General features: G+C 45.9%; 19 protein-coding genes. 10 read left to right on the forward strand and 9 right to left on the reverse strand.

Annotation, left to right across the window (positions count from 1 at the left end):
• Positions 1-64: 64 nt before the first annotated feature.
• Positions 65-952 (reverse strand): DMT family transporter, encoded by an 888-nt coding sequence (locus NSS87_RS29575; RefSeq protein WP_339243914.1) that lies wholly within the window; start codon positions 950-952, stop codon positions 65-67.
• A 96-nt stretch (positions 953-1,048) separates the two neighbouring features.
• Between NSS87_RS29575 and NSS87_RS29580 the strand changes: the two genes are divergently transcribed.
• The 3 genes from NSS87_RS29580 to NSS87_RS29590 are packed head-to-tail and all read left to right on the forward strand — an operon-like array spanning position 1,049 to position 4,346.
• Positions 1,049-1,945, forward strand: a complete 897-nt coding sequence (locus NSS87_RS29580) for a LysR family transcriptional regulator (protein WP_042192709.1) — start codon at positions 1,049-1,051, stop codon at positions 1,943-1,945.
• A 2-nt stretch (positions 1,946-1,947) separates the two neighbouring features.
• Positions 1,948-2,922 (forward strand): aldo/keto reductase, encoded by a 975-nt coding sequence (locus NSS87_RS29585; protein ID WP_042192711.1) that lies wholly within the window; start codon positions 1,948-1,950, stop codon positions 2,920-2,922.
• Between the two features lie 32 nt (positions 2,923-2,954).
• The gene (locus NSS87_RS29590) at positions 2,955-4,346 is read left to right on the forward strand and encodes an aldehyde dehydrogenase (RefSeq protein WP_042192713.1); all 1,392 of its coding nucleotides are present in this window, start codon (positions 2,955-2,957) and stop codon (positions 4,344-4,346) included.
• A 61-nt stretch (positions 4,347-4,407) separates the two neighbouring features.
• Here NSS87_RS29590 and pgmB read toward each other — a convergent pair whose 3' ends face one another.
• The 5 genes from pgmB to NSS87_RS29615 all read right to left on the reverse strand — a co-directional run bounded on the left by pgmB (position 4,408) and on the right by NSS87_RS29615 (position 12,571).
• Positions 4,408-7,413, reverse strand: a complete 3,006-nt coding sequence (pgmB, locus tag NSS87_RS29595) for a beta-phosphoglucomutase (RefSeq protein ID WP_339243917.1) — start codon at positions 7,411-7,413, stop codon at positions 4,408-4,410.
• 74 nt (positions 7,414-7,487) lie between these two features.
• Positions 7,488-8,579, reverse strand: coding sequence for a carbohydrate ABC transporter permease (locus NSS87_RS29600; protein WP_094868352.1), 1,092 nt, complete (start codon positions 8,577-8,579; stop codon positions 7,488-7,490).
• Positions 8,579-9,667: a sugar ABC transporter permease gene (locus NSS87_RS29605; protein WP_042194677.1), complete on the reverse strand. Its 1,089-nt coding sequence runs from the start codon at positions 9,665-9,667 to the stop codon at positions 8,579-8,581. The genes NSS87_RS29600 and NSS87_RS29605 overlap by 1 nt, the downstream gene beginning before the upstream one ends.
• Positions 9,668-9,809: 142 nt before the next feature.
• Complete coding sequence (locus tag NSS87_RS29610; protein ID WP_076285069.1) at positions 9,810-11,234, reverse strand: ABC transporter substrate-binding protein; 1,425 nt, start codon at positions 11,232-11,234, stop codon at positions 9,810-9,812.
• A gap of 332 nt (positions 11,235-11,566) precedes the next feature.
• Positions 11,567-12,571, reverse strand: coding sequence for a LacI family DNA-binding transcriptional regulator (locus NSS87_RS29615; protein ID WP_042192717.1), 1,005 nt, complete (start codon positions 12,569-12,571; stop codon positions 11,567-11,569).
• A gap of 256 nt (positions 12,572-12,827) precedes the next feature.
• Between NSS87_RS29615 and NSS87_RS29620 the strand changes: the two genes are divergently transcribed.
• From NSS87_RS29620 to pepT, 4 genes are all read left to right on the forward strand, one after another.
• Positions 12,828-13,841, forward strand: coding sequence for an LLM class flavin-dependent oxidoreductase (locus NSS87_RS29620; RefSeq protein WP_081951237.1), 1,014 nt, complete (start codon positions 12,828-12,830; stop codon positions 13,839-13,841).
• Positions 13,842-14,316: 475 nt separating this feature from the next.
• Positions 14,317-15,378 carry a hypothetical protein gene (locus tag NSS87_RS29625; protein ID WP_339243920.1) on the forward strand — a complete coding sequence of 354 codons (1,062 nt, stop codon included), beginning with the start codon at positions 14,317-14,319 and terminating at the stop codon, positions 15,376-15,378.
• A 31-nt stretch (positions 15,379-15,409) separates the two neighbouring features.
• Complete coding sequence (locus NSS87_RS29630) at positions 15,410-16,063, forward strand: sortase (RefSeq protein ID WP_052404454.1); 654 nt, start codon at positions 15,410-15,412, stop codon at positions 16,061-16,063.
• Between the two features lie 96 nt (positions 16,064-16,159).
• Positions 16,160-17,392: a peptidase T gene (gene pepT, locus NSS87_RS29635; RefSeq protein ID WP_042192723.1), complete on the forward strand. Its 1,233-nt coding sequence runs from the start codon at positions 16,160-16,162 to the stop codon at positions 17,390-17,392.
• A 95-nt stretch (positions 17,393-17,487) separates the two neighbouring features.
• Here pepT and NSS87_RS29640 read toward each other — a convergent pair whose 3' ends face one another.
• The 3 genes from NSS87_RS29640 to hxlA all read right to left on the reverse strand — a co-directional run bounded on the left by NSS87_RS29640 (position 17,488) and on the right by hxlA (position 19,148).
• Positions 17,488-17,865, reverse strand: coding sequence for a helix-turn-helix domain-containing protein (locus NSS87_RS29640; RefSeq protein ID WP_036682121.1), 378 nt, complete (start codon positions 17,863-17,865; stop codon positions 17,488-17,490).
• 85 nt (positions 17,866-17,950) lie between these two features.
• Positions 17,951-18,508, reverse strand: coding sequence for a 6-phospho-3-hexuloisomerase (gene hxlB / locus NSS87_RS29645; RefSeq protein ID WP_042192725.1), 558 nt, complete (start codon positions 18,506-18,508; stop codon positions 17,951-17,953).
• A 7-nt stretch (positions 18,509-18,515) separates the two neighbouring features.
• Positions 18,516-19,148 carry a 3-hexulose-6-phosphate synthase gene (gene hxlA, locus NSS87_RS29650; RefSeq protein WP_042192727.1) on the reverse strand — a complete coding sequence of 211 codons (633 nt, stop codon included), beginning with the start codon at positions 19,146-19,148 and terminating at the stop codon, positions 18,516-18,518.
• A 263-nt stretch (positions 19,149-19,411) separates the two neighbouring features.
• Here hxlA and NSS87_RS29655 point away from each other — a divergent pair, with 263 nt between their 5' ends.
• From NSS87_RS29655 to NSS87_RS29665, 3 genes are all read left to right on the forward strand, one after another.
• Positions 19,412-20,803, forward strand: coding sequence for an MATE family efflux transporter (locus NSS87_RS29655; RefSeq protein ID WP_042192729.1), 1,392 nt, complete (start codon positions 19,412-19,414; stop codon positions 20,801-20,803).
• Between the two features lie 147 nt (positions 20,804-20,950).
• On the forward strand, positions 20,951-22,627 hold the full coding sequence (locus NSS87_RS29660) for a GAF domain-containing sensor histidine kinase (protein WP_339243923.1): 1,677 nt from the start codon (positions 20,951-20,953) through the stop codon (positions 22,625-22,627).
• Positions 22,628-22,643: 16 nt separating this feature from the next.
• On the forward strand, positions 22,644-23,336 hold the full coding sequence (locus tag NSS87_RS29665) for a response regulator transcription factor (RefSeq protein WP_042192733.1): 693 nt from the start codon (positions 22,644-22,646) through the stop codon (positions 23,334-23,336).
• Positions 23,337-23,433: the final 97 nt, after the last annotated feature.

Raw genomic sequence — 23,433 nt, forward strand, 5'->3', positions numbered from 1 at the left:
TGCTTGCCTATTCATCAATATGCCCTCATACGCCCCTGATTACTACAATCACCACATAAATTAACTAAACCGACTGCTTCGCGGCACGTCCTATTTTCACATTCACCAGAACAATGCTGCTAACAATAAGCAGTAGGCCAATCACAAGATTCAAAGTAATCTGCTCATTTAAAAAGACTACGCTAGTACCTATCGAGATCAGTGGAATCAAAAAAGTGAATGATCCGACCTTCCCTGCCTCTCCCTCGTTAATCAGCTTGAAATAGATCAACCAGCCTAAAGCAATCACAAAGACTGCAATAAACAGCGTATCGGCTATAAACGTTCCACTCCAGGTGATATCCGACCACTTCTCTGTAGCAGATCCCGAAAGCAGCAAAATGATACCACCGATCGTTATTTGCATAGCGGTCATCCATAGCATATCTACGCGCATAGCATTTCGTTTCATGTATACCGTTCCTAATGCCCAGCTCAAAGCACTGGCTAAAGCAAGCACAATTCCCCATATAGAGATGCTTCCGTTAAGTCCTCCAATACTGAGGGAGCCTACTCCGATGAACCCTAGCAACAGACCTGCCATTTTGAGCCCGTACATACTCTCTCCTAACCACAGCCATGAAAAAATGCCCAGCAATACCGGCTGCAGAAATACAATGGACGAGAATAATCCTGCGGGTACATACTGCAAGCCAATCGTCTGAAATCCATAATAAAACACGATACTTAATATAGCCGAAGTCAGATAGATCGGCCATAGCTGCTTGAAGCGAAGCTCCTTCATCTTAGGAAGTGCAATTAGAATCAGAATGAATCCGCCGATGACGGTTCGGATACCTGCAAATAATAAGGGCGGAGCGTAGTCTAAGGCGATTTTGGATATAGGCCAATTTATGCCCCATACAATCACCAAAAATATAAGAAGGATGATGCTTTTCTTCTGCTGATTCATGTATTCACTCCTTGGTGTAGATTCATCACAAATGATACAATAATTAAGAATATAAATGAAATGAATAATACTCATAAGGGGCATATCATATTTGTTATGAACAATAATCAAATTCGTTTGTTCGTCAAAATCGCGGAAAGCGGTAGTTTTACCAAAGCTGGTGTAGAACTGAATATGACCCAACCTGCTGTCAGTCGAGCAATTTCCTCTTTAGAAGCCGAACTGGATGTAAAGCTATTACTCCGAGATCGACGGAACGGTCTAATGCTTACTGACATCGGCAAGCGTATCCTTGTTATTTTTCGTGAAATTCTAATGGGCTTTGATAAGGTCAATCAGGAGATTTCCGCCGAGAGGGGGCTTGAGAAGGGAAGCATTCGAATTGGGGCTTTTCCAGTGGCTTCCGCCTATTTTTTACCGAAGATTATTAGCTCTATCACTGAAAGATATCCGAATATTACGATTAGCCTGCAGGAGGGCTCTATCGCCGAAGTCAGAGAATGGCTGGAATCCAAAGAAATTGATGTTGGCTTATTGCTCGCTCCTTGCGAGGCGTTCGAAACCATCCCACTATATAGAGAAAAGCTGTACGCTGTAATCAGAAATGACCATCCTTTGCACGAGCGTTCTGTCATAGGTGTTAGAGAATTAGCCGGTGAGCCTATGCTGATCTGTAAAGCAGGTTATGAACCACCGGTGGTAGATTTATTCCGCAGAAGCAGCAGCTATCTGAATGTGAAATATGTGGTTAATAACTATGCAACAGCTCTTAATATGGTTCAAGAGGGGCTGGCTGTAGGTGTGATGTCTGAGCTATCCTTGTTATCTTTACCTCCAAATGTAGTAACCCGTGAACTGCAGCCCGACGCCTATAGAGATATACATATCGCAGTCAGCTCGCTTACCGATACTTCCATAGCTGTAAAGATGTTCATGGATACAGCTCTGGATCTTTTTACTAAGCCTAAAAAAATGGATGATGAGGAGTGCTGAAGATGAACTTTAAAAGACTTGGAAATAGCGGACTACAAGTATCCGCATTGGGACTGGGGACAAATGCTTTTGGTAAAAGGGCGGATCAAGAGACCTCCATTCAGATCGTACATACTGCGCTGGATCATGGCATTAACTTTATCGATACCGCTAATATTTACGCCGGCTCCGAATCTGAACGAATCATCGGTCTGGCCTTGGAAAGTAGAAGACATGAGGCTGTTCTCGCCACTAAAGCAGGCTTAGTTAAGCATGACGGACCTAACGGAAGCGGCTCCTCGAGGCGCCATTTGATGCAGGAATTAGAAGATAGTCTTCGCCGCCTAAAAACGGACTATGTCGATCTATACCAGATTCACACCTTCGATCCCAATACGCCACTCGAAGAGACGTTACGGACCCTGGACGATATGGTATCTTCGGGCAAAGTACGCTATATCGGGGCTTCCAACTATACAGCATGGCAATTAATGAAGGCGATTGGAATTAGTGAGGCACGGAGCTTCGCCAAATATATTTCAATTCAGTGTAGCTATTCCTTAGCAGATCGGACCCCGGAGAATGAGCTTCTCTCCCTTTGTCTTGATCAAGGTGTAGGGATTATTCCTTATTTTCCACTGGCGGGCGGAATTCTCACAGGCAAATATAATTCAAACGGTTCCGCACCTTCAGGATCCAGAGCAGATACCGATCCTAATTTCAAAAGATTCCTGAATCATGAACGGATCGAACTGGGGAACAAAGTGGGACAGATCGCTGAAGAACTGGGAACCTCTTCTACTGCACTTTCCTTAGCTTGGCTCATGAATCGTCCTGCCGTCTCGACAGTTATTGTGGGGGCTACACGCGTGGAGCAGCTGGAACAGAATTTGCATAGCACCTCCATTCAGCTTAACGAAGAAACAGTGAGCAAGCTGGATGAGGCAAGTGATTCCTTCCGCTTTGGCGAGCCTTTCGCTTTTTATCGGCTCCCATAGTCTGAACTACTATAATGAAGGAGGGGAGTATTATGACAACACATACAACGGCTAGTATTCAAGTGATGCTTGAAGAGCATAAGGACTTTTTCAATCGTGGCGCAACTAAAGAGGTTGCCTTTCGGCTTAGTCAGCTTCAGAAACTCAAAGACAGCATTAAACGATACGAGGTTCGCATTATCACTGCCTTACAACAGGATTTAGGAAAAAGTGAGTTCGAGGCTTATGCCACAGAGATTGGCTTCACCTTGGACAGCCTCGGTTACATGATGAAGCATCTCAGACGTTGGGCGAAGCCCGTAAAGGTTAGATCACCACTGCATTTATTTCCTGCGAAGAGTTATATCTTAAGTGAACCTTACGGTACCGTGCTCATTATAGGTCCTTTTAATTATCCATTTCAGTTGCTGATCGAACCGCTTATAGGCGCCATTGCCGCTGGAAACTGCGCTGTCCTCAAGCCATCGGAGAGCACACCAGCCATTACGGCTGTTATAGAGCAGCTCATTCAGGAGACCTTCGAACCCCAGTATATTCGCGTAGTTCAGGGGGAGAAAGAGACCACCAATCTGCTGATCCATGCCAAGTTTGATTATATTTTCTTCACGGGCAGTGTTCCGGTCGGTAAAATCGTGATGGAAGCCGCTGCGAAGAATCTAGTGCCTGTAACCTTGGAGCTTGGCGGGAAAAGTCCGGTCATTGTCGACACATCAGCCAATCTTGATGTTGCAGCGAAGCGAATCGTATGGGGAAAATTATTAAATGCCGGTCAAACCTGTATCGCCCCCGATTATTTGCTCGTTCATAAGGACATTGCTAATGAATTGATCACCAAAATCAAACATCAGATTACTGAATTCTACGGTCAAAATGCGCAGCCGAATACAGATTATGGCCGGATCGTAAATGAGCGCCAGCTGCAAAGACTCGCCAGTCTCATTGAACGGGATCGGGAAAAGGTGGTTATGGGCGGAACCGTCATTTCAGAAGAACGTTATATTGAACCTACACTAATCTATCCTGCCGCTTGGACTGACGCTTCTATGGAAGATGAGATCTTCGGTCCGATCCTACCCATATTGGAATATCATCAATTGGATGAAGCTATCCGGAGTATTAACGAGCACCCAAAACCACTTGCACTTTATCTATTCACAGAGGATAAAAATGTTGAACAAGAGGTGCTTTCCCGAGTCTCTTTCGGAGGAGGCTGCATCAATGATACGATCTCGCATGTGGCGAACGCTAGCTTGCCGTTTGGTGGGGTAGGCAACTCTGGAATCGGCGGTTATCACGGGAAGCACAGCTTTGAAGTCTTTTCCCACCGCAAAAGCATCGTTAAGAGAGGCACACGAATCGACCTCGGGATTGTGTACCCACCCTATGGGAATAAGATCAAGCTGGTACGAAAAGTATTAAAATAGACAAAGCAGCAAGCCTCCCATGGCTGGGAGGCTTGATACTTTTCAGAGGAACCACTTTTCATTATTTGAACAGCTGCACCAATTCCTCTACATGTAACTCCGCGGTAGAAGGAAACCAGAGCTCAGCACTCTCTTTCAAGGATGGACTTCCGGCTCCAACGGACCTCATACCAGCGGCTTTGCTGGCAGCTATCCCCTCCGCTGTATCTTCGATAGCTACGCAGCAGTCAGGTGATATGCCCAGCATCTCGGTAACCTGTAAATAAATTTCCGGATCTGGCTTGCCCATACGGATGTTTTTAGGGTCAGCAATCGCCTGAAACAAGCGCCCGATCTTCAATCGTTCAAGAATCAGCATTGCATTCTCATTAACGGAAGCCAGTCCGACAGGGATTCGCTTTTTCTTCAAATCGGTCAGAAGACTATGGATACCCGGGTGCAAATCATCCGGTGTCATTTGTTGAATCAGCTGTTTATACTTTTCGTTCTTTTTGTTGCAGAGCATTCCTTTTACCGGTTGGGGTAAATTCAGACCGCTTCCCTCCAGTAGAATCTCTAAACATTCCATTCGACTATGGCCCTTCAGACGTACATGCTTCTCTCTATCAAAAGAAATCGCCAGCTCATCGGCTAAGGCTTTCCAGGCCAGATAATGATACTCACTAGAATCGGTAATAATCCCGTCCAGCTCGAAAATAACAGCTTCAAGCTGCTTCACATTTGAAAGAGACACCGGCTTCTTTACAGTTAACTGCACAAGGCTCCCTTTATGTAGAATTTCAACCACTTCACCTGTCAGTAGTGTATAGATCACTACCTTACTATCAACATAAATATCCAATAAATGCCCACCGCTTGTTATTTTAAACCGATAGCTGCCCCATTGTGCTGGCAAGGCAGGATTAAAGGATAGCATACCGCCACATAAGCGCATCCCACCAAACCCATTCACAATCGATAGCCAAGATCCTGCCATAGCAGCAGTATGCAGCCCGTCCTTCACATTGCGGTTAATATCATCTAAATCCATCCGTACCGTGCGGTCAAAATAGGCGTATGCCCCCGTTAAATCACCAATCTCAGCAGAAATAATACTGTGAATGCACGGTGACAAAGAAGAATCATGTGTCGTTAGCGGCTCATAATAATTGTAATTGCGGATCTTGTCCGCCAAGCTGAACTGATCACCTAACAGAAACATGGCCATCACCAGATCTGCCTGTTTGAGCACCTGATGACGGTAAATCACCAACGGATGGTAATGAAGCAGAAGTGGATATTTATCCGCTGGCGTATGTTCAAAGTCCCACTTCTTCTTAGTCAGAAACGTATCATCCTGAGCATAGATGCCAAGCTCCTCATCAAAAGGGACATACATTTTTTCTGCGGCGACCAGCCAATCACCAGGCTCTTCCTCAGTCAGACCAATCTTGCCCTTCAGACGTTCAAAATCCTCCGGATACTGCTTTCCTAACAGTCTAGCTATCTCATATGCATAATAGAGTTGATCCCGTACCATAAGATTAGTGTATGCATTATTGTTAACGATAGCTGTATACTCATCGGGACCTGTTACTGCGTCAATACAGAACGCACCCTCTCTGGCCGGATTAAAATGACCCAGATCCACCCAAAAGCGGGAGGTCTCGAATATCATTTCCGCCCCCTCCAGGACCAGAAACTCATAATCGCCAGTTGCCCGCACATACTGTTTAATGGCATAGGCAATATCCGCGTTAATATGCATTTGTGCTGTTCCTGCCGGAAAATAGGAAGAGTTCTCAGCCCCGTCTATGGTGCGCCAAGGATACAGTGCTCCCTTCTGAGACATCACTGCTGCCCGTTCCCGTGCCTTATCTAACGTAGCATAACGAAACTCGAGTAGCTTCCGGCTAATCTCCGGCTGTGTAAATGTAAAGAAGGGTATCATATACATCTCAGTATCCCAGAAATAGTGACCTTCGTATCCTTCACCCGTCAGGCCCTTGGCCCCGATGTTCGTAACCCCGTCACGTCCTACGGATTGCAGCAATTGAAAAGCATTAAAACGGATACCCTGTTGAAGCGCAAGATCGCCCTGAATCTCCACATCGGTATGTGCCCAGAAATGATCCAGAAAAGCCCGTTGTTCATGAACTAGCGCTTCAAACCCACAGTTCTCCGCCAAGTGTTGCACTTCTAAGCACCTGCTTAACAGCTCCTCTTCTGCATAATCCTTAGAAGTGTGATACGAAATGTACTTGGTCAGGGAGATCCTATCCCCCATCACCACTGGTACAACCCATTGCATGGATAATCGCTGATCTTCTAGCTGCACGAGCCTTTCATAACCAGCGCTACAATTCAGACTGTGACTTATCCCTGTTAAAAGAGCAAACCCGGTATGCCGCGTCCTCTGCTTCATCCACAAAAAGGACTGCTCGAGCTCATGACCGGTTTCGACTAGCAGCAAATTGGGTTCCTTACTCCCTGATCCCAGCCGGGGGTCATCCGTGACCTCCGGCCTTTGGATCTCACCATCGATCGATGAAGTAAACGTTAGGGTTCCCTCAAAATTCAATGCCTTGACCTCATAATCTATGGCCGCTAAATGTTTATGCTGCATGGCCACCATCCGACGAATGTTCAGCTGTACCCTGTGTCCGGCAGGAGATTCCCATTCTACCTGCCGATGCAAGATCCCATTTCGCATATCCAGCTTCCGTTCATAACGGTGCACTTGCCCACTGTTCAACTGAAAGGTATGACCCTCAATGCTGAGCTCAATAATTTTGGCGTCCGTCACGTTCAGCATGGCTTGGTTGCGGGAAGGATACCCATAAGCTCCCTCTGGATACACAATAGGCTCGGAATCAAAAAATCCATTCAAGTAGTTCCCTATTACAGATGAGCCCGAGTGGCCATGGTAGCCTTCCTCGAAATTACCGCGCATGCCAATGTATCCATTACCCAGAGCAAATACACTTTCGCTTCTTTGATTGTTCTCTTCATCATAAGTCTCCTCATCAAGACTCCACTCCCGGTAAGGATACACCGCAGCCGGATGTACGTATGGTTTCATCTTCATCTCTCTATGCTCCTCCTGACACAGTTTTGTTCAATTAGCTATACTTTATCCTTATAATTCCTGCAATGTTCAAATCAACCTTTTATTGATCCACCCATAAGCCCTCTGACGAAATACTTTTGCAGCAGGAAAAAAATCGCGAGCGGCATCAGCATGGAGATAAATGCAGCCGAGGTGAGTAAATGCCAGTCGTTGCCTCGTGAGCCTACTAAGTCGGCGATCTTCATCGACATGACCTGCACTGACGGTTGATTGCCGATAAAAATCAGCGAGACTAAATAGTCATTCCACACCCATAGGAATTGAAAGATTCCGATAGAAGCCAGTGCGGGCACAGATAACGGTAGAATCAGCCTACTGAAAATAGTGAAATGGCTCGCCCCATCCATAAAAGCTGACTCAAACAAATCCTTAGGAAGCTGACTGATAAAGTTATACATAAAGTAGGTAACCAGCGGTAATCCAAAGGCCGTATGCGCCAGCCAAATGCCCAAGTAACTTCCGTTCAGTCCAAGAGCCGTATAATCTTTAAGCACTGGAATAAGTGCCACTTGTATTGGAATAACGAGCATAGCGATAATGATGACAAAAAGTGTGCGGCGCCCAGGAAAACGTAGCCAAGCAAAAGCATAGGCGGCAAAAGAAGCAATTAACACCGGAATGACCGTCGCTGGAACAGCAATCGTCAGTGTATTCCAGAAGGCTTGCGACAATCCGGTGCCTTTTTGCACCGTTTCACTGCCATCGGCTTGCTTGAGCTTGTATTCCTTGCCCGAGAGCACGTTATTGTAGTTATCCAATGTGAGATCCGGTGTCATTTTCCAGCCTTGTTCCTGTTGATTTATGGTACGCGCTCTGCGGTTCTCCCACATCAAACGACTGCCATCGGCCTTAACGCCTGCCTTCAGCTGCTCATCGGTATAGGTTTTACCGTTTACCTCGATCGGCTCCCGCAGATCCACATCCTTCGATAGCTGAAGGGTCTCTCCAGCCTTCCACTCCTGATGAGGAAAAGCTTTCCACCATCCAGTCTGCAAAATATCGGCAGCCGGACGGAAGGAGGAAATGAACAGCCCAAGGGTCGGAAGCAACCAAATGAAACAAATCACACCCAGCACGATATTAACAATCGTCTTGCTGCCTTTTCTCTTCTTTTTCCCGGCCATTAGAATCCCCCTTGCTTACGGAACTGACGTAGATTGATTATGATCACAGGCAACACCGCGATCAGCAGAACAATAGCCAGCGTGGAGCCGTAACCGAAATTCCGGTACATAAAGAATTGGCGGTAAAACTGTGTAGCCACTACCTCTGTATCGTATTGACCTCCTGTCATCACCATGACGACGTCAAATATTTTCAATGTAAAGACGATAATGGTCGTTGTCACAGTCAGAATGGTTGCTGAAATGTAGGGGATCATGATTCCAAAGAAGATCTTCACCTCATTAGCACCATCTACTCGTGCAGCTTCCAATATGTCGTCAGGAACTCCCTTAATAGCTGCCGAGAATATCACCATCGCAAATCCGGTCTGCATCCAGATCAGAATGATGATGAGGAAAAAGTTATTCCACGGCTGAAGCATACTCGTCCATGCCTGTGGTTCTCCCCCAAAATAAGTAACGATGGCGTTCAAAAGTCCAATTTGTTCATCGCCGGGTTGATAGTAATATACAAACTTCCAAATAACGCCTGCGGCTACAAAAGAAATAGCCATCGGCATAAAAATGATCGATTTAGCTAGCTTCTCATAGCTGCTTCTGTCGGCAAGAATTGCAATCAAGAGCCCAAAAGCTACACATGCCAGTGTACCAACGAATACCCAAAGTAAGTTGTTACGCAGTGCCGTCGCCATTAGATGGTCGCTAAAGATCGCTGCATAGTTGCTGAGACCCACAAATTTCTCTGAAGAAGCATTGAAAAAGCTTAAATACAGCGTCCGCAGCGCAGGCAGCACCAATAGCCACCCCAATATAATCACTGCCGGACCAATAAAAATATAAGGCAATACCTTTCGGCGTACGTAATCAGGATATTGCTCGACTGCCCAGGTAAGTGTGTAATAGATCAGATAAACACCCAGAACCCCCCATAGAACAGCCAGAACCGCCGTTAGTAGCGGGTTTAGCGTGGAATCCCGAAAGAATAAAAAGATTGAGCCATTAACAACAACATTGGCTATTAATACTAAAAGAGACAGCAATACCGCCCTAAGGCTTACCGTCTGCTTGGCTTTCAATTGTGGCTTCATTTGTGGTTGTGGTTGTAGTTGTGATTGTCCACCCATATTAGCTCCAGCTCCTCCTATACTCGCGCTTTGGAAAACAAAAAGAGGGGCAGAGAACCTTCAAATCTCGCTGCCCCTCTTTTAACTGTGTGCTTTCAATATTAGGTTAGTTGTTCCAGCCAGACTGGATTTGTTCCAACGCCTGATCCAGCGTCGCAGTACCACTTACGTAGTCGGTCATACCCTTCCAGAAGGTACCTGCGCCCACTTTGCCCGGCATCAGGTCAGAGCCATCAAAGCGCAGCGTGGAAGCATCCTGAACCAGCTTCGCCATCCGGCGATCGGATTCTGAAGTATACCAATCCAGGGAAGCATCATTCATTGGAGCAATTACGCCGCCCGATTGCACCCAGCTCTTAATGGATTCTCCTGTAGTAAAGAATTCCATAACTGCACGAACTTCAGGACGATCGTTGAACATCGCGTAAATATCGCCAGCAACTAGCACTGGTTTACCATATTGAGGATCAATAGGCGGCAGGTAGAACCAATCATAATCTACATCAACCTTTGCGGTTTCAGGGAAGAAGCTTGTAATAAAGTTGCCGAGCATATTAAACCATGCTTTAGGAGGATTATTGAACATTGGCGCTGGGGCATCCCCGAACGATGTCGTCACGATGGATTTTGCACCACCATAGACATAATCCTTGTTGAGCCAAATTTTCGACATGGTTTCAACTGCATTCTTCACTTCTGGAGAGGTAAATGGCAGCTCACCTTTTACCCATTTATCGTAGTTCTCAGGTGTAGTTGTGCGCAGCATTATATTTTCTACCCAGTCTGTTGCCGGCCAGCCTGTTGCAGCACCACTCTCGATTCCAATAGCCCAAGCAGGATCACCATCTTTCGCAATTTGTTCCGTCAGAGCCATCATCTCATCCCATGTCTCAGGAACCTTGTAGCCTGCTTCATCAAATTGCTTTTTTGGATACCAGACCAAGCTCTTTACGTTACTGCGGTTCCAGATCCCCGCCATGATCTTGCCGTCTTTCCCGTCCATATTAGACATATCAAGCCAGCTCTTGTTGTAATTAGCCGTCAATTTGGCTTGATCCAGCACGTTAGTTAAATCGATAACCTTGCCAGTCTTAGCAATCGAGGCTAGCAGTCCCGGCTGCGGGAAATCAGCGATATCCGGAGCATTTCCACCGTCTACTCGAATGTTTATCGTAGCTTCGAACTCTTTTGAGCCCTCGTATTGAATATCAATTCCTGTCTTCTCTTCAAACTCTTTAATACTATTCTCAAATTTCACTTGGTCAGCATCTACGAAGGGGCCGAACATCGTTACTTTAGTTCCTTTATAGTCGCCCTTCATGGCTAGCTCTAGCGGAGATCCCGATGGCTCGGTGCTAGGAGCAGTTGTAGCTTTCTCAGTGTTATCTGCTGTTGGGCTGGTAGTCGCTGCAGGTGGATCTGTAGGCGCTGCATTGTTGTTATTGCCTCCGCCGCATGCGCTCAGCATCATAGTGAAGGATAAACACAGTACTAAAGCCAATGACTTTTTACGTCCTGAGGTTTTCTTCATCTTTTGTACATCCCCTTTAATGGTTTTAGAGATTGCTTCTGACTCAATCATCCGGTACCCTGGCATGTATAAGCAGCTTGTAGCAGATCACCTCCTTGCAAAGCTTTTCAGAATCTAAGGATCTATACTAAAAAAGAATCGAATCACAAATTCCAATTAATTGTAGCGCTTACATTTGTTATAGTATCATATAAAGTAAGCGTTTCCAATCTGTATTTGAAATGTTTTAGTAAAAATTATTTTTATTGTCTAAGCAAATATTCAAATGTTGCTTAAGACGAGCACTGAATTTTGAAAAGCTTTTCAGAGGGTGGTACAAAAGTGAACTACCCCTATTTTTCTCGTGTAGATTCCCGCACAATCAGCTTATGCTCCATCTTCTCATTCAATACCTGCACTTCACCAGTTGTAAGCAATTCATGCAGCTTCTCGGCCGCACGATACCCTAACTCGTAAATTGGCTGTGCAATCGTAGTTAGCTTCGGGATGAACATACCCGACATCCTTAGATTATCAAACCCAATCACGGATACCTGACCCGGAACAAGAATATTACGATCCTTCAGATAAGAAATCGTCCCCATCGCGAATTCATCAGCCACACAGAAAACAGCAGTTAGTTCAGGGTAATCTGTAAATAGTTCATGCGCAGCTTGATAAGCATGTTCAAACCGGTGACTGGCATATTTACTCTTCACAATATTCTGCTGTAACCCTGACTCTGTTAGTGCTCTTACAAACCCTTCATAGCGTGGTGGTCCTGATACCGAATTATCATGGTAAAAACCAATCATACCAATATCTTTATGACCTAAATCAATCAGGAACTTTACCGCATCATAGGCAGCCGCTTCATCATCCACCTCCACACTTGGAATGTCGAACTCATCGGAATGTGACGACACTAGCACAAATGGAATTCTACAACCGACCAATTTGTCATGATACTCAGGGTAAAGAAAATCACTGGCGAATACAATTCCATCCACCTGCTTCTCATGGAAGTTATCAATATAGGACAGTAGTCGTTCTTTGTCGCGGTCCGTATTGCAGATCATTAGACTATACCCAAGCTTGATGCAAGCATCCTGCATCCCCCGAATCACCCCTGCGAAATACAGGTTCTCAATATCGGGAATAAGCAGGCCCAGTGTAAAGGACTTCTTGTAAATCAGACCACGTGCAAATGAATTAGGTTGATACCGCAATCGTTCTACAGCCTCCATCACTCGATTCCGTTTGCTCTCCACTACCGAATTCGGTGCATTCATAACACGTGACACTGTGCTAATCGACACCTCGGCCATTCTGGCAACATCTCTTATGGTTGGCTTCATAATGATAACTTCCTTTTTTAGGGAACTTTTCGATGTGATTATAGCAAGCCCGATTGGAAATAACAATATAATTTTTGAAGCGCTTACATTATTTTAAAAAATTCATCTTCTCCTCCTCTTTCTTCACTCGGAAGATAAACAACTTACTTAAAGTGTGTATATAGTTTTATTACATGGTATACTATCCGAGTAGCGATATTCGTAGCTACAAATACTGCTCTATGAGCATAGAGCATTTATTATAGGAGGGATAACATTGAAACAACCTCGTGACATTCGATTCTCCGTACTGGACCTGGCTTCTATTGTGGAAGGAGGGACCGCGGCAGACTCTTTTCATAACTCTCTAGATTTAGCTCGGAACGCTGAGAAGTGGGACTATCATCGGTATTGGTTCGCTGAACATCATAATATGATCGGAGTTGCCAGCTCTGCTACCTCACTCTTGATCGGACATATTGCTGGTGGCACCCAAAGTATACGTGTTGGCTCTGGTGGCATTATGCTATCCAACCACGCACCACTTGTTATTGCCGAACAGTTCGGGACTCTCGAATCTCTATATCCGGGACGGATCGATCTTGGACTGGGCAGAGCACCCGGATCTGATCAACCAGCTTCCCGTGCGCTGCGTCGCGGGCTCGGAAGCGATGGCAGTGAATTCCCTGAGCAGCTAAGTGAGCTAAGAGCTTACTTCGACCCTGCAGGAGCAGGATCGCGCCCAGCTGGAGTACGCGCGGTTCCTGGGGAAGGCTTAAATGTTCCCATCTGGCTCTTAGGCTCCAGCGGCTTTAGTGCTGAGCTAGCAGCCAAGCTAGGGTTACCTTTTGCCTTTGCCAGCCATTTTGCACCTGAGTATTTACTTCAGGCGCTGCACATATACCACAGTAATTTCCGTCCATCAGAAGTACTAGACAAACCTTATGTTATGGTCGGACTAGGGGTTACAGCAGCCGATACTGTAGATGAGGCAAGAAAGCTAGCTACCTCGCAGCAGCAGCAGTTCCTCAATATCATCCGCGGGCGTACAGGCAAGTTACAACCACCCGTTGAGAGTATGGATGGGCTATGGACGGTACAAGAAAAAGCAATCATGCTCGATAAGCAGCGTTATTCTTTCTCTGGCGATAAAGCAGCGATTAAAGAACGACTTCAAGACATTCTGAAAGAGACACAAGCAGATGAATTGATTATCTCCGCAGGGATTTATGATCATGAAGCTCGTCTTCGTTCCTATGAAATTGTAGCTGAGGCTATGAAAGAACTGTAAGATTGCAGTCTTAACAAGGCAGGACGTTATCTGAGTATCGGGAATTCTCCCGTTTCAGATATGCGTCTTGCCTTTTTTGTTTTGTTTTCGAAACCGTTCTTAATAAAACACTACTAAGATAGTAAAAAACATAAAAATAAAGAGATATAGAGAGAAATCAACAGATAAAGAGACCATATACTTACTATTTAAGCAAATATGATCTAATTAGTTGTAATACATCATTTTTCTTTGGATATCATTTTGATTATACTTTATATATTCGCTATAACGAACGATTTGTATTTTGGCTATGCCCTCTTTCTCCGTTCATTCAGAGAGATTCCCCCCACAAATGAAAGAGTGGTACTTCACAATACCACTTATTTCGACAATGTAGAATGGAATAATCGTTTAAAACGGAGGATTTTGCCGGAAGCCCGCAGATTTTGTTTTTCAACAGCTACAATGGGCTCAGGAGAAAGGAGCAAAGAAAGTGAAGAAGAAATACCATTCGGTCTTCATAGCTGCTTACGTTCTGATTATTCTGGTAGGAGTAATATGGCACGCTGGAGGGGTAAGCGCTCAGGATACCATTAAGCTTACTGTGAATTCTCATACCACGAGCACAGCCACCATGAACAATATGAAGCCCGGTGACGAAATGAGCTCAGAGTACACGATTATTAATGATGGCACAGAAGGCTTTGATTACTTTGTGGACTTTAAATTCATCTCTGGAGACGTAGAGTTGTACAATATTCTCCAAATGACACTCGAAAAAGAGGGAGTAATCATCTATTCGGGAGTGATGAGTGAGGCTGCTGGCAGAGTAACCATCGGTTCACTTGCTGGAGGAGAGAAGAGTGTAATTCAAATGGATGTAACCTTCCCATGGGAAGCCGGCAACGAATATCAAGGGAAGGCCACGACCGTAGCTTTTGAATTCTCCGCTTCCGGAGAACCAGGTCCAACCACCGAGCCTACTTCAACGCCTACGCCAACAGCGACGGTTGCACCTACACCTGATCCATCACCTACAGCAACAGCAACAGCAACAACTGAACCTACTACAACACCTACTGAAACACCTACTGAAACACCAGCAGCTACACCTGAAGCTTCACCGTCACCTACGGTTGCACCAACCACAACACCTACGGATTCACCAACGACTACTGCCTCACCTACAGCTGTCGTAACACCAGGTCAGTCAGTGCCTCCAACAGCAACAGCAACACCATCGCCTACACCTACGGCTTCACCGCCTGCAGTCGATGAAATAAGCGTTACTGAAGAACCGATTCCAATGGGCGGAAGCAGTAATGAGCCTACACCTGCAGCGTCACCAGGTGCTGGTAGTCAAACCACCAGTGCAACACCTCAGCCAAGCGATGAGGTAGCCTTACCTGACGGCGACATTCCTTTGGGAGCACCAGAGGCAGGCAACGAGCTTCCAAATACCGCCGAGCCTTGGTATAACTTAATTCTGGCCAGCTTAGCTATTGCGGTACTCAGCGTGATCATCATGCGCAGATTGAAATCGAAGAAAGAATAACATTTAGTAATATAAGTCTGGAGGAGAGAGTATGAAGAAGCGTAATGGTGTTTTATTAACCGTGAAGCTAATCTTCATACTCTCTTTAGTTGTGCTGATTTATTCGATCGTCCAAGTCGTCAAAGCACCCATCGAGGCCAAGCAGGCCCTAAATGATTGGGCAAAAAAGAGGGAGGAAGCCATCGCCCGCCCCCTTTCAAATGAAGAGAACCCTCTCCCCAAGGGAATGGTCAGTTCTTCAAAAGAACAACCATCTTCTCCTCCCTCCTATAAAGAGGGTGAAGTGATTGGAGAAATCCGCTTCCCCACCTTAAATAAGAAGGTGGCTATTCTGGAGGGTACGGAAAGCCCTGAATTAAAAAAAGGAGCTGGACACTATATAGGTAGCGCAGCCATCGGTGCCATCGGTAATAGCGTGCTTGCTGGACACCGTGATACCGTATTCCGCAATCTAGGAGAACTTGTCGCAGGAGATCTAATCGAACTGGAAAGCATGGACGGTACGTTCACCTATGAAGTGACAGGCAGCACGATTGTAGACGGGACTGAACGCGGCGCAATAAAACCAAGCGATAAGGCTATTCTTACCTTGATCACCTGTTATCCTTTTTCATACGTGGGGTCAGCACCGGACCGGTATTTACTTTCAGCGAAGCTAGTAAAGAAAGAAATATCGCCTCATTAAAGCTAATCTTAACTCTTAATCTTCCTCCTCAGGGATGAGACCGGATATGGAAAGTGATACTATATAGATACAACAGTAATGAGGAGATGACCCACAGTGAAAAAAGAGGTTATAGAACGGTTTATTTCGTATGCTCAAATGGATACCCAATCGAACGAGGATAATGAAACTTGTCCGTCCACTCCGGGGCAGATGGTGCTGGCTCACAAGCTGGTCGAAGAGCTCAAGGAGATCGGCATGGATGAAGTGCAGGTGGACGAGCATGGGTATGTCATGGCTACACTCCCAGCCAATACGGAGAAGGATGTTCCGACCATTGGTTTTTTAGCGCATCTCGATACAGCAACTGATTTCACAGGAACAAATGTAAAGCCACAGATCGTGGAGAACTACGATGGCAAAGATATTCTTCTGAACAAAGAATTAAATGTTGTATTGTCTAAAGCGAGCTTCCCAGAGCTGGCAGAATATAAAGGCCATACATTAATTACAACCGATGGTACCACCCTGCTTGGCGCAGACAATAAAGCCGGTATTGCCGAGATTATGACAGCTATGAATTACCTTCTTCAGCATCCAGAAATCAAACATGGCAAGATTAGAGTTGCCTTCACACCGGACGAAGAAATCGGCCGCGGACCTCATAAATTTGACGTAGCTGCTTTTAATGCTTCCTATGCTTACACTGTGGACGGAGGCCCACTCGGTGAACTAGAGTATGAAAGCTTTAATGCTGCATCAGCCAAAATCTCGGTTTACGGCGTCAATGTACATCCTGGTACTGCCAAAGGAAAAATGATTCATTCCGCAAAAATCGCTATGGCGCTCCACCTTAGACTCCCTGCTGAGGAAGCTCCAGAATTCACAGACGGTTATGATGGCTTCTACCACCTTAGCTCCATAGAAGGCACACCGGAATTCAGCAAGCTTCAATATATCATTCGTGACTTCGACCGCGAGAAATTCGAGGCACGTAAAGCCTTTCTTTCTGCCATCGTAGATGAATTCAAGAGCATCCATGGTGAAGAGAACATCGTGCTTGAAATGAAAGACCAATATTACAACATGCGCGAAAAAATCGAACCGGTGCGTCATATTGTCGATATTGCCCATGAGGCGATGGAGAATCTGAACATCACACCGATCATCCGCCCGATTCGCGGGGGAACAGATGGCTCACAGCTTTCCTACATGGGTTTACCTACACCTAATATTTTCACGGGGGGCGAAAATTTCCACGGCAAATTCGAATACGCCTCTGCTGACAACATGGAAAAAGCGGTAAACGTAATCGTCGAGATCGCCAAGCTGTTCGAACAAAAAGCCTAAATCGTAATTCACGTCACTCCATATTGAACACAAAAAATCCCTGAAAAGGTCGATTCAGACCTCTCAGGGATTATTAATGTTCAAAGTCTATTCGATTAGCATCTTTCTTCCGGCGGCGTGTCTTTCCAGATCACGTTTTCCCCGTAATTCTTACCCCAATCATACATCAATCGAAGGACGGGAAGCAGGCTTTGTCCATATGAAGTCAGAGAATACTCTACTTTTGGAGGAACCTCGGCATACACTTTCCGAAGAACCAACTGATCTTCTTCAAGCTCTCGAAGCTGATTGGTCAACATTTTCTGCGTGATATGAGGAATTAGCTTCTTCAGCTCACTGAACCGCTTTGTCCCTTCAAGCCCAAGATGCCACAGGATTATCAGCTTCCATTTGCCTCCGATCACCGCAAGCGTCAGTTCCTTCTCGCAGTTAATTTCCTTCAAATTGATGCGATCTTTAATCTCGGTCGCCATAACTAAAGCGCCTCCTCTCTCCTGTTGTCATACTAACACAAAAACGAATAACCTCCTTACTAGGAAGGCATTCGTTTCTGTACTCTCACTCTAAATTAGCATGCTTGCCGAACATCTGCTTAGTCGTCTGCCCCGTCTTCTCCATCATCCGCAGAATCACTGCATCGTAAAAGACTAACATCGTCTGTTCGAATAAAGAAGCCATTGGCTGAATCGTGCTGTAGCCTCCGCTGGTCTGATCTTTTGTAGATCCCGGCAGCTTCACTACATAGCTCGCTAAACGTCCGACGGTCGAGTCCGGCGCAATCGTAACGGCAATAACCTCTGCACCTACTCCTTTGGCCTTCTCTGCCATAGAGATCAGCCCCTTAGTCTCTCCTGAACCCGAACCGAGCACAAGCACATCACCAGGCTCAATACCCGGAGTTACCGTTTCTCCCACGACGTACGCTTCTTTACCGACATGCATGAGTCGCATTGCAAAAGCTCGTCCCATCAATCCTGATCTACCAGCCCCGGCCACAAATACCTTATTCGACTGAAGAAGCAGTTCAGCCATTCGTTCAGCCTCTTGCTGATCAAGCTGAGAAATGGAGCACTGAAGCTCCTCTATAATTTGCTGCGCATATTTCAATGTGTCCATTGTAATCTTAAGCCTGGTTAACTAGACGTTTCATCTCTGCCGCTGCGGCCTTTTGATCAGCCTCACCCGTAATGCCTCCGCCAACGATAACAAGATCAGGATTCGCTGCAATAACTTCCGGAAGCGTACTTAGCTTGATACCCCCAGCGATAGCGGTTTTAGCCTGTTTAACCACACTTTTAATTGCATTCAAATCTGCAAAAGAATTTTTTCCTTCCGCCTGATGGTCATATCCAGAGTGTACGCAGACATAGTCTACGCCAAGTGCGTCTACTTCAGCCGCTCTTGACTTAATATCTTTTACATTGATCAGATCAACCAGAATCTGTCTATTCGTCTTCTTAGCTTCCTCCACCGCACCTCGAATGGTAGCATCATCAGATACACCAAGCACAGTAACGATATCAGCACCAGCCTCTACCGCCTTCATCACTTCATATCCGCCAGCATCCATGATTTTCAAATCAGCCAATACTGTCAAAGCAGGAAAAGCTTCCTTTATTGCTTTCACCGCATGCAAGCCTTCATTAATAACGATAGGTGTTCCAATTTCAACGATATCTATATATTCAGCAACCTCTGAGACAATCTCTTTCGCTCCCGCAATATCCACTAGATCCAATGCTAATTGCAATTTCATATTTATTTGCACTCCTTGTTAATATATTTTAGTAAGTCATGTACAAATTGTAGATCCTTACATCCTTTAAGGGAAGTAGGCACTTTATTGTGATGTAGTTACCTGGAGGATACTAATGTGCTGCTGCCAGCTTTATCTTTGCAGACATTAACAACCTTTTGTCATATTTTTGTAAAAGTACTGCATTTTCATGAAAGCTGTGCTAACATTACAGTTTGTTTATGGAATAACAGCAATTTAATCATGATGTAAGAAGGTGTACAATGAAGCACAATAATCACCAAGAATTTAACCTTGTAAAACTAACTTGGCCGATATTCCTGGAACTGTTCCTATTTATGCTCATGGGCAGTGTGGATACTTTTATGATCAGCTCCGTATCGGACGATGCCGTATCGGGTGTTGGCGCAGCGAATCAGATTATCGCGATGGCTATTTTAGTTCTCAGTGTAATTGGTAACGGCGCAGCGATTGTAGTCTCCCAATACCTCGGTTCCAAAAAACCTCTGGAAGCCGCTCAAGTGACCGGCAATGCCATTACTCTAAACCTGTTAGTAGGAATTCTCCTAAGTACATTTTTGCTGATATTCGGAGGGACTCTACTAACTGCCCTGAATGTAAAAGGGGACATTCTCGTTTACGCTAAATCCTATATTCATATTGTCGGGGGCGGTATTTTTCTCCAAGCATTAATCAATGCTCTGGCGACCACAATCCGTACGCACGGTTTCACTAAACAGACGATGGTCGTATCCTTGCTGATGAACATCATTCACGTGGTGGGTAACTACTTACTCATCTATGGTCATTTTGGACTTCCAGCGTTAGGTGTCGAAGGTGCAGCTATCTCAACGGTTGTCAGTCGGTTTATCTGTCTTATTATTTTCTTCTTACTGCTCTACAGAGTGATGGAGGTACGGGTAAAGTTAACCTACTACATTCATCTTTCCAAAAAATATGTGCAGCAAATTCTCAAAATCGGCATCCCGTCCGCGTTTGAATCGATTATTTATCAATCTTGTCAGCTCGTATTCACGCTGTATATTACCTATCTGGGCGCCGAGGCTATGGCCACTCGTCAATACGCGCTCAACATTTCCAATTATATTTATTTATTCAGTGTAGCCGTCTCCATGGGAACCTCCATTATCGTAGGACATCTGGTGGGAGCTAGGCGCCCCAAGGAGGCCTATACGCGTGTATTCACCAGTGTGAAGTGGGCACTTCTGGTCACAGTAGTAATAGATGCTCTTGTGATCGTCTTCCGGGTACCACTATTCGGCCTCTTCACAGACAACGAGAACATTATTCTGATGGGGGCTCAGGTTATACTGCTTAGTTTCTTCCTAGAGACCGGGCGCACAACTAATTTGGTCATCATTAACTCACTACGCGCCTCGGGCGATGCGAAGTTCCCAGTATATATGGGACTGATCTCCATGGTCTGCATGAGCTTACCCCTTGGCTATTTTCTGGTATTCCAGCTTAACCTAGGATTAGCCGGTGTGTGGATTGCCACTGCGGCTGATGAGTGGACAAGAGCTGTCATTATGTATTTCCGCTGGAAGAGTCGAGCTTGGGAGAAACATGGACTGATTCAGCACGATGATGTAGAACACAGCGTGCCTTCCACTACCCCTGCAGCTGTAAATTAACGAATTTATTTAGGTGGTTCTCTAAGGTCATACCAGATCTTAAGGGTCCACCTTTTTTGTCGCTTCATGATTACATAAATATTAGAATGAATGAAGCATTCTACGTTACAATAGATAGAACGTAATTAATCTAAAGGGGAGAACCTCATGCCGGAAGAAACCGGAATCCACGAGTTATTGACGCTCAAGACGATTGCGGAGACCTTAAACAGTTCCAATGAGCTCAAACCGATGCTCGATACAGTTATGGGTAAGCTGTTAGATCTAACAGGAAATACGGCAGGCTGGATCTTCCTGAGCGAAGAGAAAATGGAGTATGAATTCGCCGCAGATCGGGGTTTACCGCCAGCGCTGCAGCGGGACAATAAACAGCCGATGCAGTGTGGAAGCTGCTGGTGCTTAGACCGCCTATGGGACGGACGGCTAGAGCATGCTGTTAACATTCTAAACTGCAAGCGGCTGAGTAATGCCAGGCAAAATAACTGGGGCGATACATTAGGGATCACCCACCACGCCACTATCCCACTGCATTCAGGCGATCGCTACCTAGGACTTATGAATGTAGCTGCACCGGGCAAAGCACATTACCCCGACAGTGAGCTGGCTCTGCTACAATCCGTGGCCCTGCAAATTGGCAGTGCCATTGAACGCATGCAGTTATATAGCACCGAGCAGCGCCGTGCCAATCTGTACGCCAAATTAGGGGAATTCAGCGCTGCTTTGAATATAACGGCTAGTGAATGCATCTCCCCAAGCATTCTGGTGGAGAAAACCACCGCCCTGATTGGTCAATATTTCGATTGGCCTTTTGCAGCGATCATTGGACAACACGCGGGCAAATTCGAAGTACATGCAGCTGCTCATGCAGCTAATATAACACCTGAATTAGCTCCTTTTGAGCTCTCGGATTCCTTTAAGAATCGTCTAAGGGATATTGCAAAAGGACAGCGCTTCGCAACATTAACCTCTGACGAAGAACAGGAAATTACGAACTCATGCTGTTCCGAACAGCCTGTTACAGAGCGAGTTGTAATGCTTGCCGTCCCCTTTCGGCAGATTACTGCACATGGTTCAGCCATTCTACTCATCACCTCGCCTAAAGCACTCGCCTCCGCAACCGCAGATGGAGAAGTACTCGAAGCGATTGCTGAGCATATTTCAGCTACACTGGAAAGTGTACAGCTCGGAGAGAAGCGCCGCGAAATCGCGCGTCTGGACGAGCGGAATCGACTGGCCCGTGACCTCCACGACTCGGTGAACCAGATTCTGTTCTCCCTCTCGATGACGGCCAAAGGTGTAGAAAGCATGCTGCAGCAAGAGCATACCTCCCATCCGGCAGCTGAGGCTGTCCGCGATATTCAAGAGCTCTCTCAATCTGCACTCAAAGAAATGCGTGCTTTAATTATGCAGCTTCGTCCTGCAGGACTGGAAGCCGGGTTATTGACCGCGCTGCAGACTCATGGTCAGCAACTAGGGCTGTTGATACAGACTCAACGCAGCGGTGTACTCGAACTTCCCCGCAATGTGGAAGAAGGACTGCTGCGCATTGGTCAAGAAGCACTTAATAATGTACGAAAGCACTCCGGTGCTTCTAAAGCTGAAGTATCTCTATTTTTGAACGCTACCGAGGTGATACTGAGCATTGCCGATCAGGGCAAGGGTGGTGCCAAACGGCGCTGTAACACAGACACCAATGAATCCCTCGGCCTGCATATTATGAAGGAAAGAGCCGAGGCGCTCTACGGCCATATTCAGATCCACAGTGAGGAGCACCAAGGCACAACGGTTGAGGTAACCATCCCTTTGCCCCTCCAATCCACATGAAGTCGGGTGATCACAAATGACAATAGGTTTATTACTGGTTGACGATCATGCAATGGTTCGTCGAGGGCTACAAGTGTTTCTCTCGACACAACCGGACATCAAGGTTATCGGAGAAGCGTCGAACGGCCGCGAGGCACTAGAGAGAACGGCTGAGCTCCAGCCGGATATCATATTAATGGATTTGCACATGCCCGTTATGGACGGCATCGAGACGGCTAAACAACTGCGGGTCTCCCATCCACAGGTCAAAATCATTGTGTTGACCTCCTTTTCAGATCAGGACCATGTACTCCCTGCTATCCGCGTAGGGATCAAAGGGTATTTGCTAAAAGACATAGAACCAGAAGCGCTGGTAGTCGCCATCCGCAAGGTACACAGTGGTCAAGTTGAGCTGCATTCCGCAGCTGCCAGTCAACTGATGAATCTAATGGCAGCTTCTACACCAGAACAACTGAATGTTAGCAACTCAGATCTGAATGGATCCAGTACTACATCGGTTACAATCACCGGATCTGAGCTTCTTACTCCACGAGAGCAGGAAGTGTTAGACCTCATTGCACTAGGTATGAGCAACAAAGAGATTGCCAGTAAGCTGGTCATCACCGAGAAGACTGTTAAGACACATGTCAGTCATGTACTGGGAAAGCTGAACTTATCAGATCGGACTCAAGCTGCCATTTTTGCATTGAAAAGCGGCTACAACTCATAGCGCCACAGCCCATCTACAACTATAGTCTTAGACGCTCAGCACAATGGCTGAGCGTTTTTATTATGCAGGTTCATTCCATGTGCTGACGTCAACAAAT

The sequence above is a fragment of the Paenibacillus sp. FSL F4-0243 genome (assembly GCF_037963295.1).
Lineage (GTDB): Bacteria > Bacillota > Bacilli > Paenibacillales > Paenibacillaceae > Paenibacillus_AQ.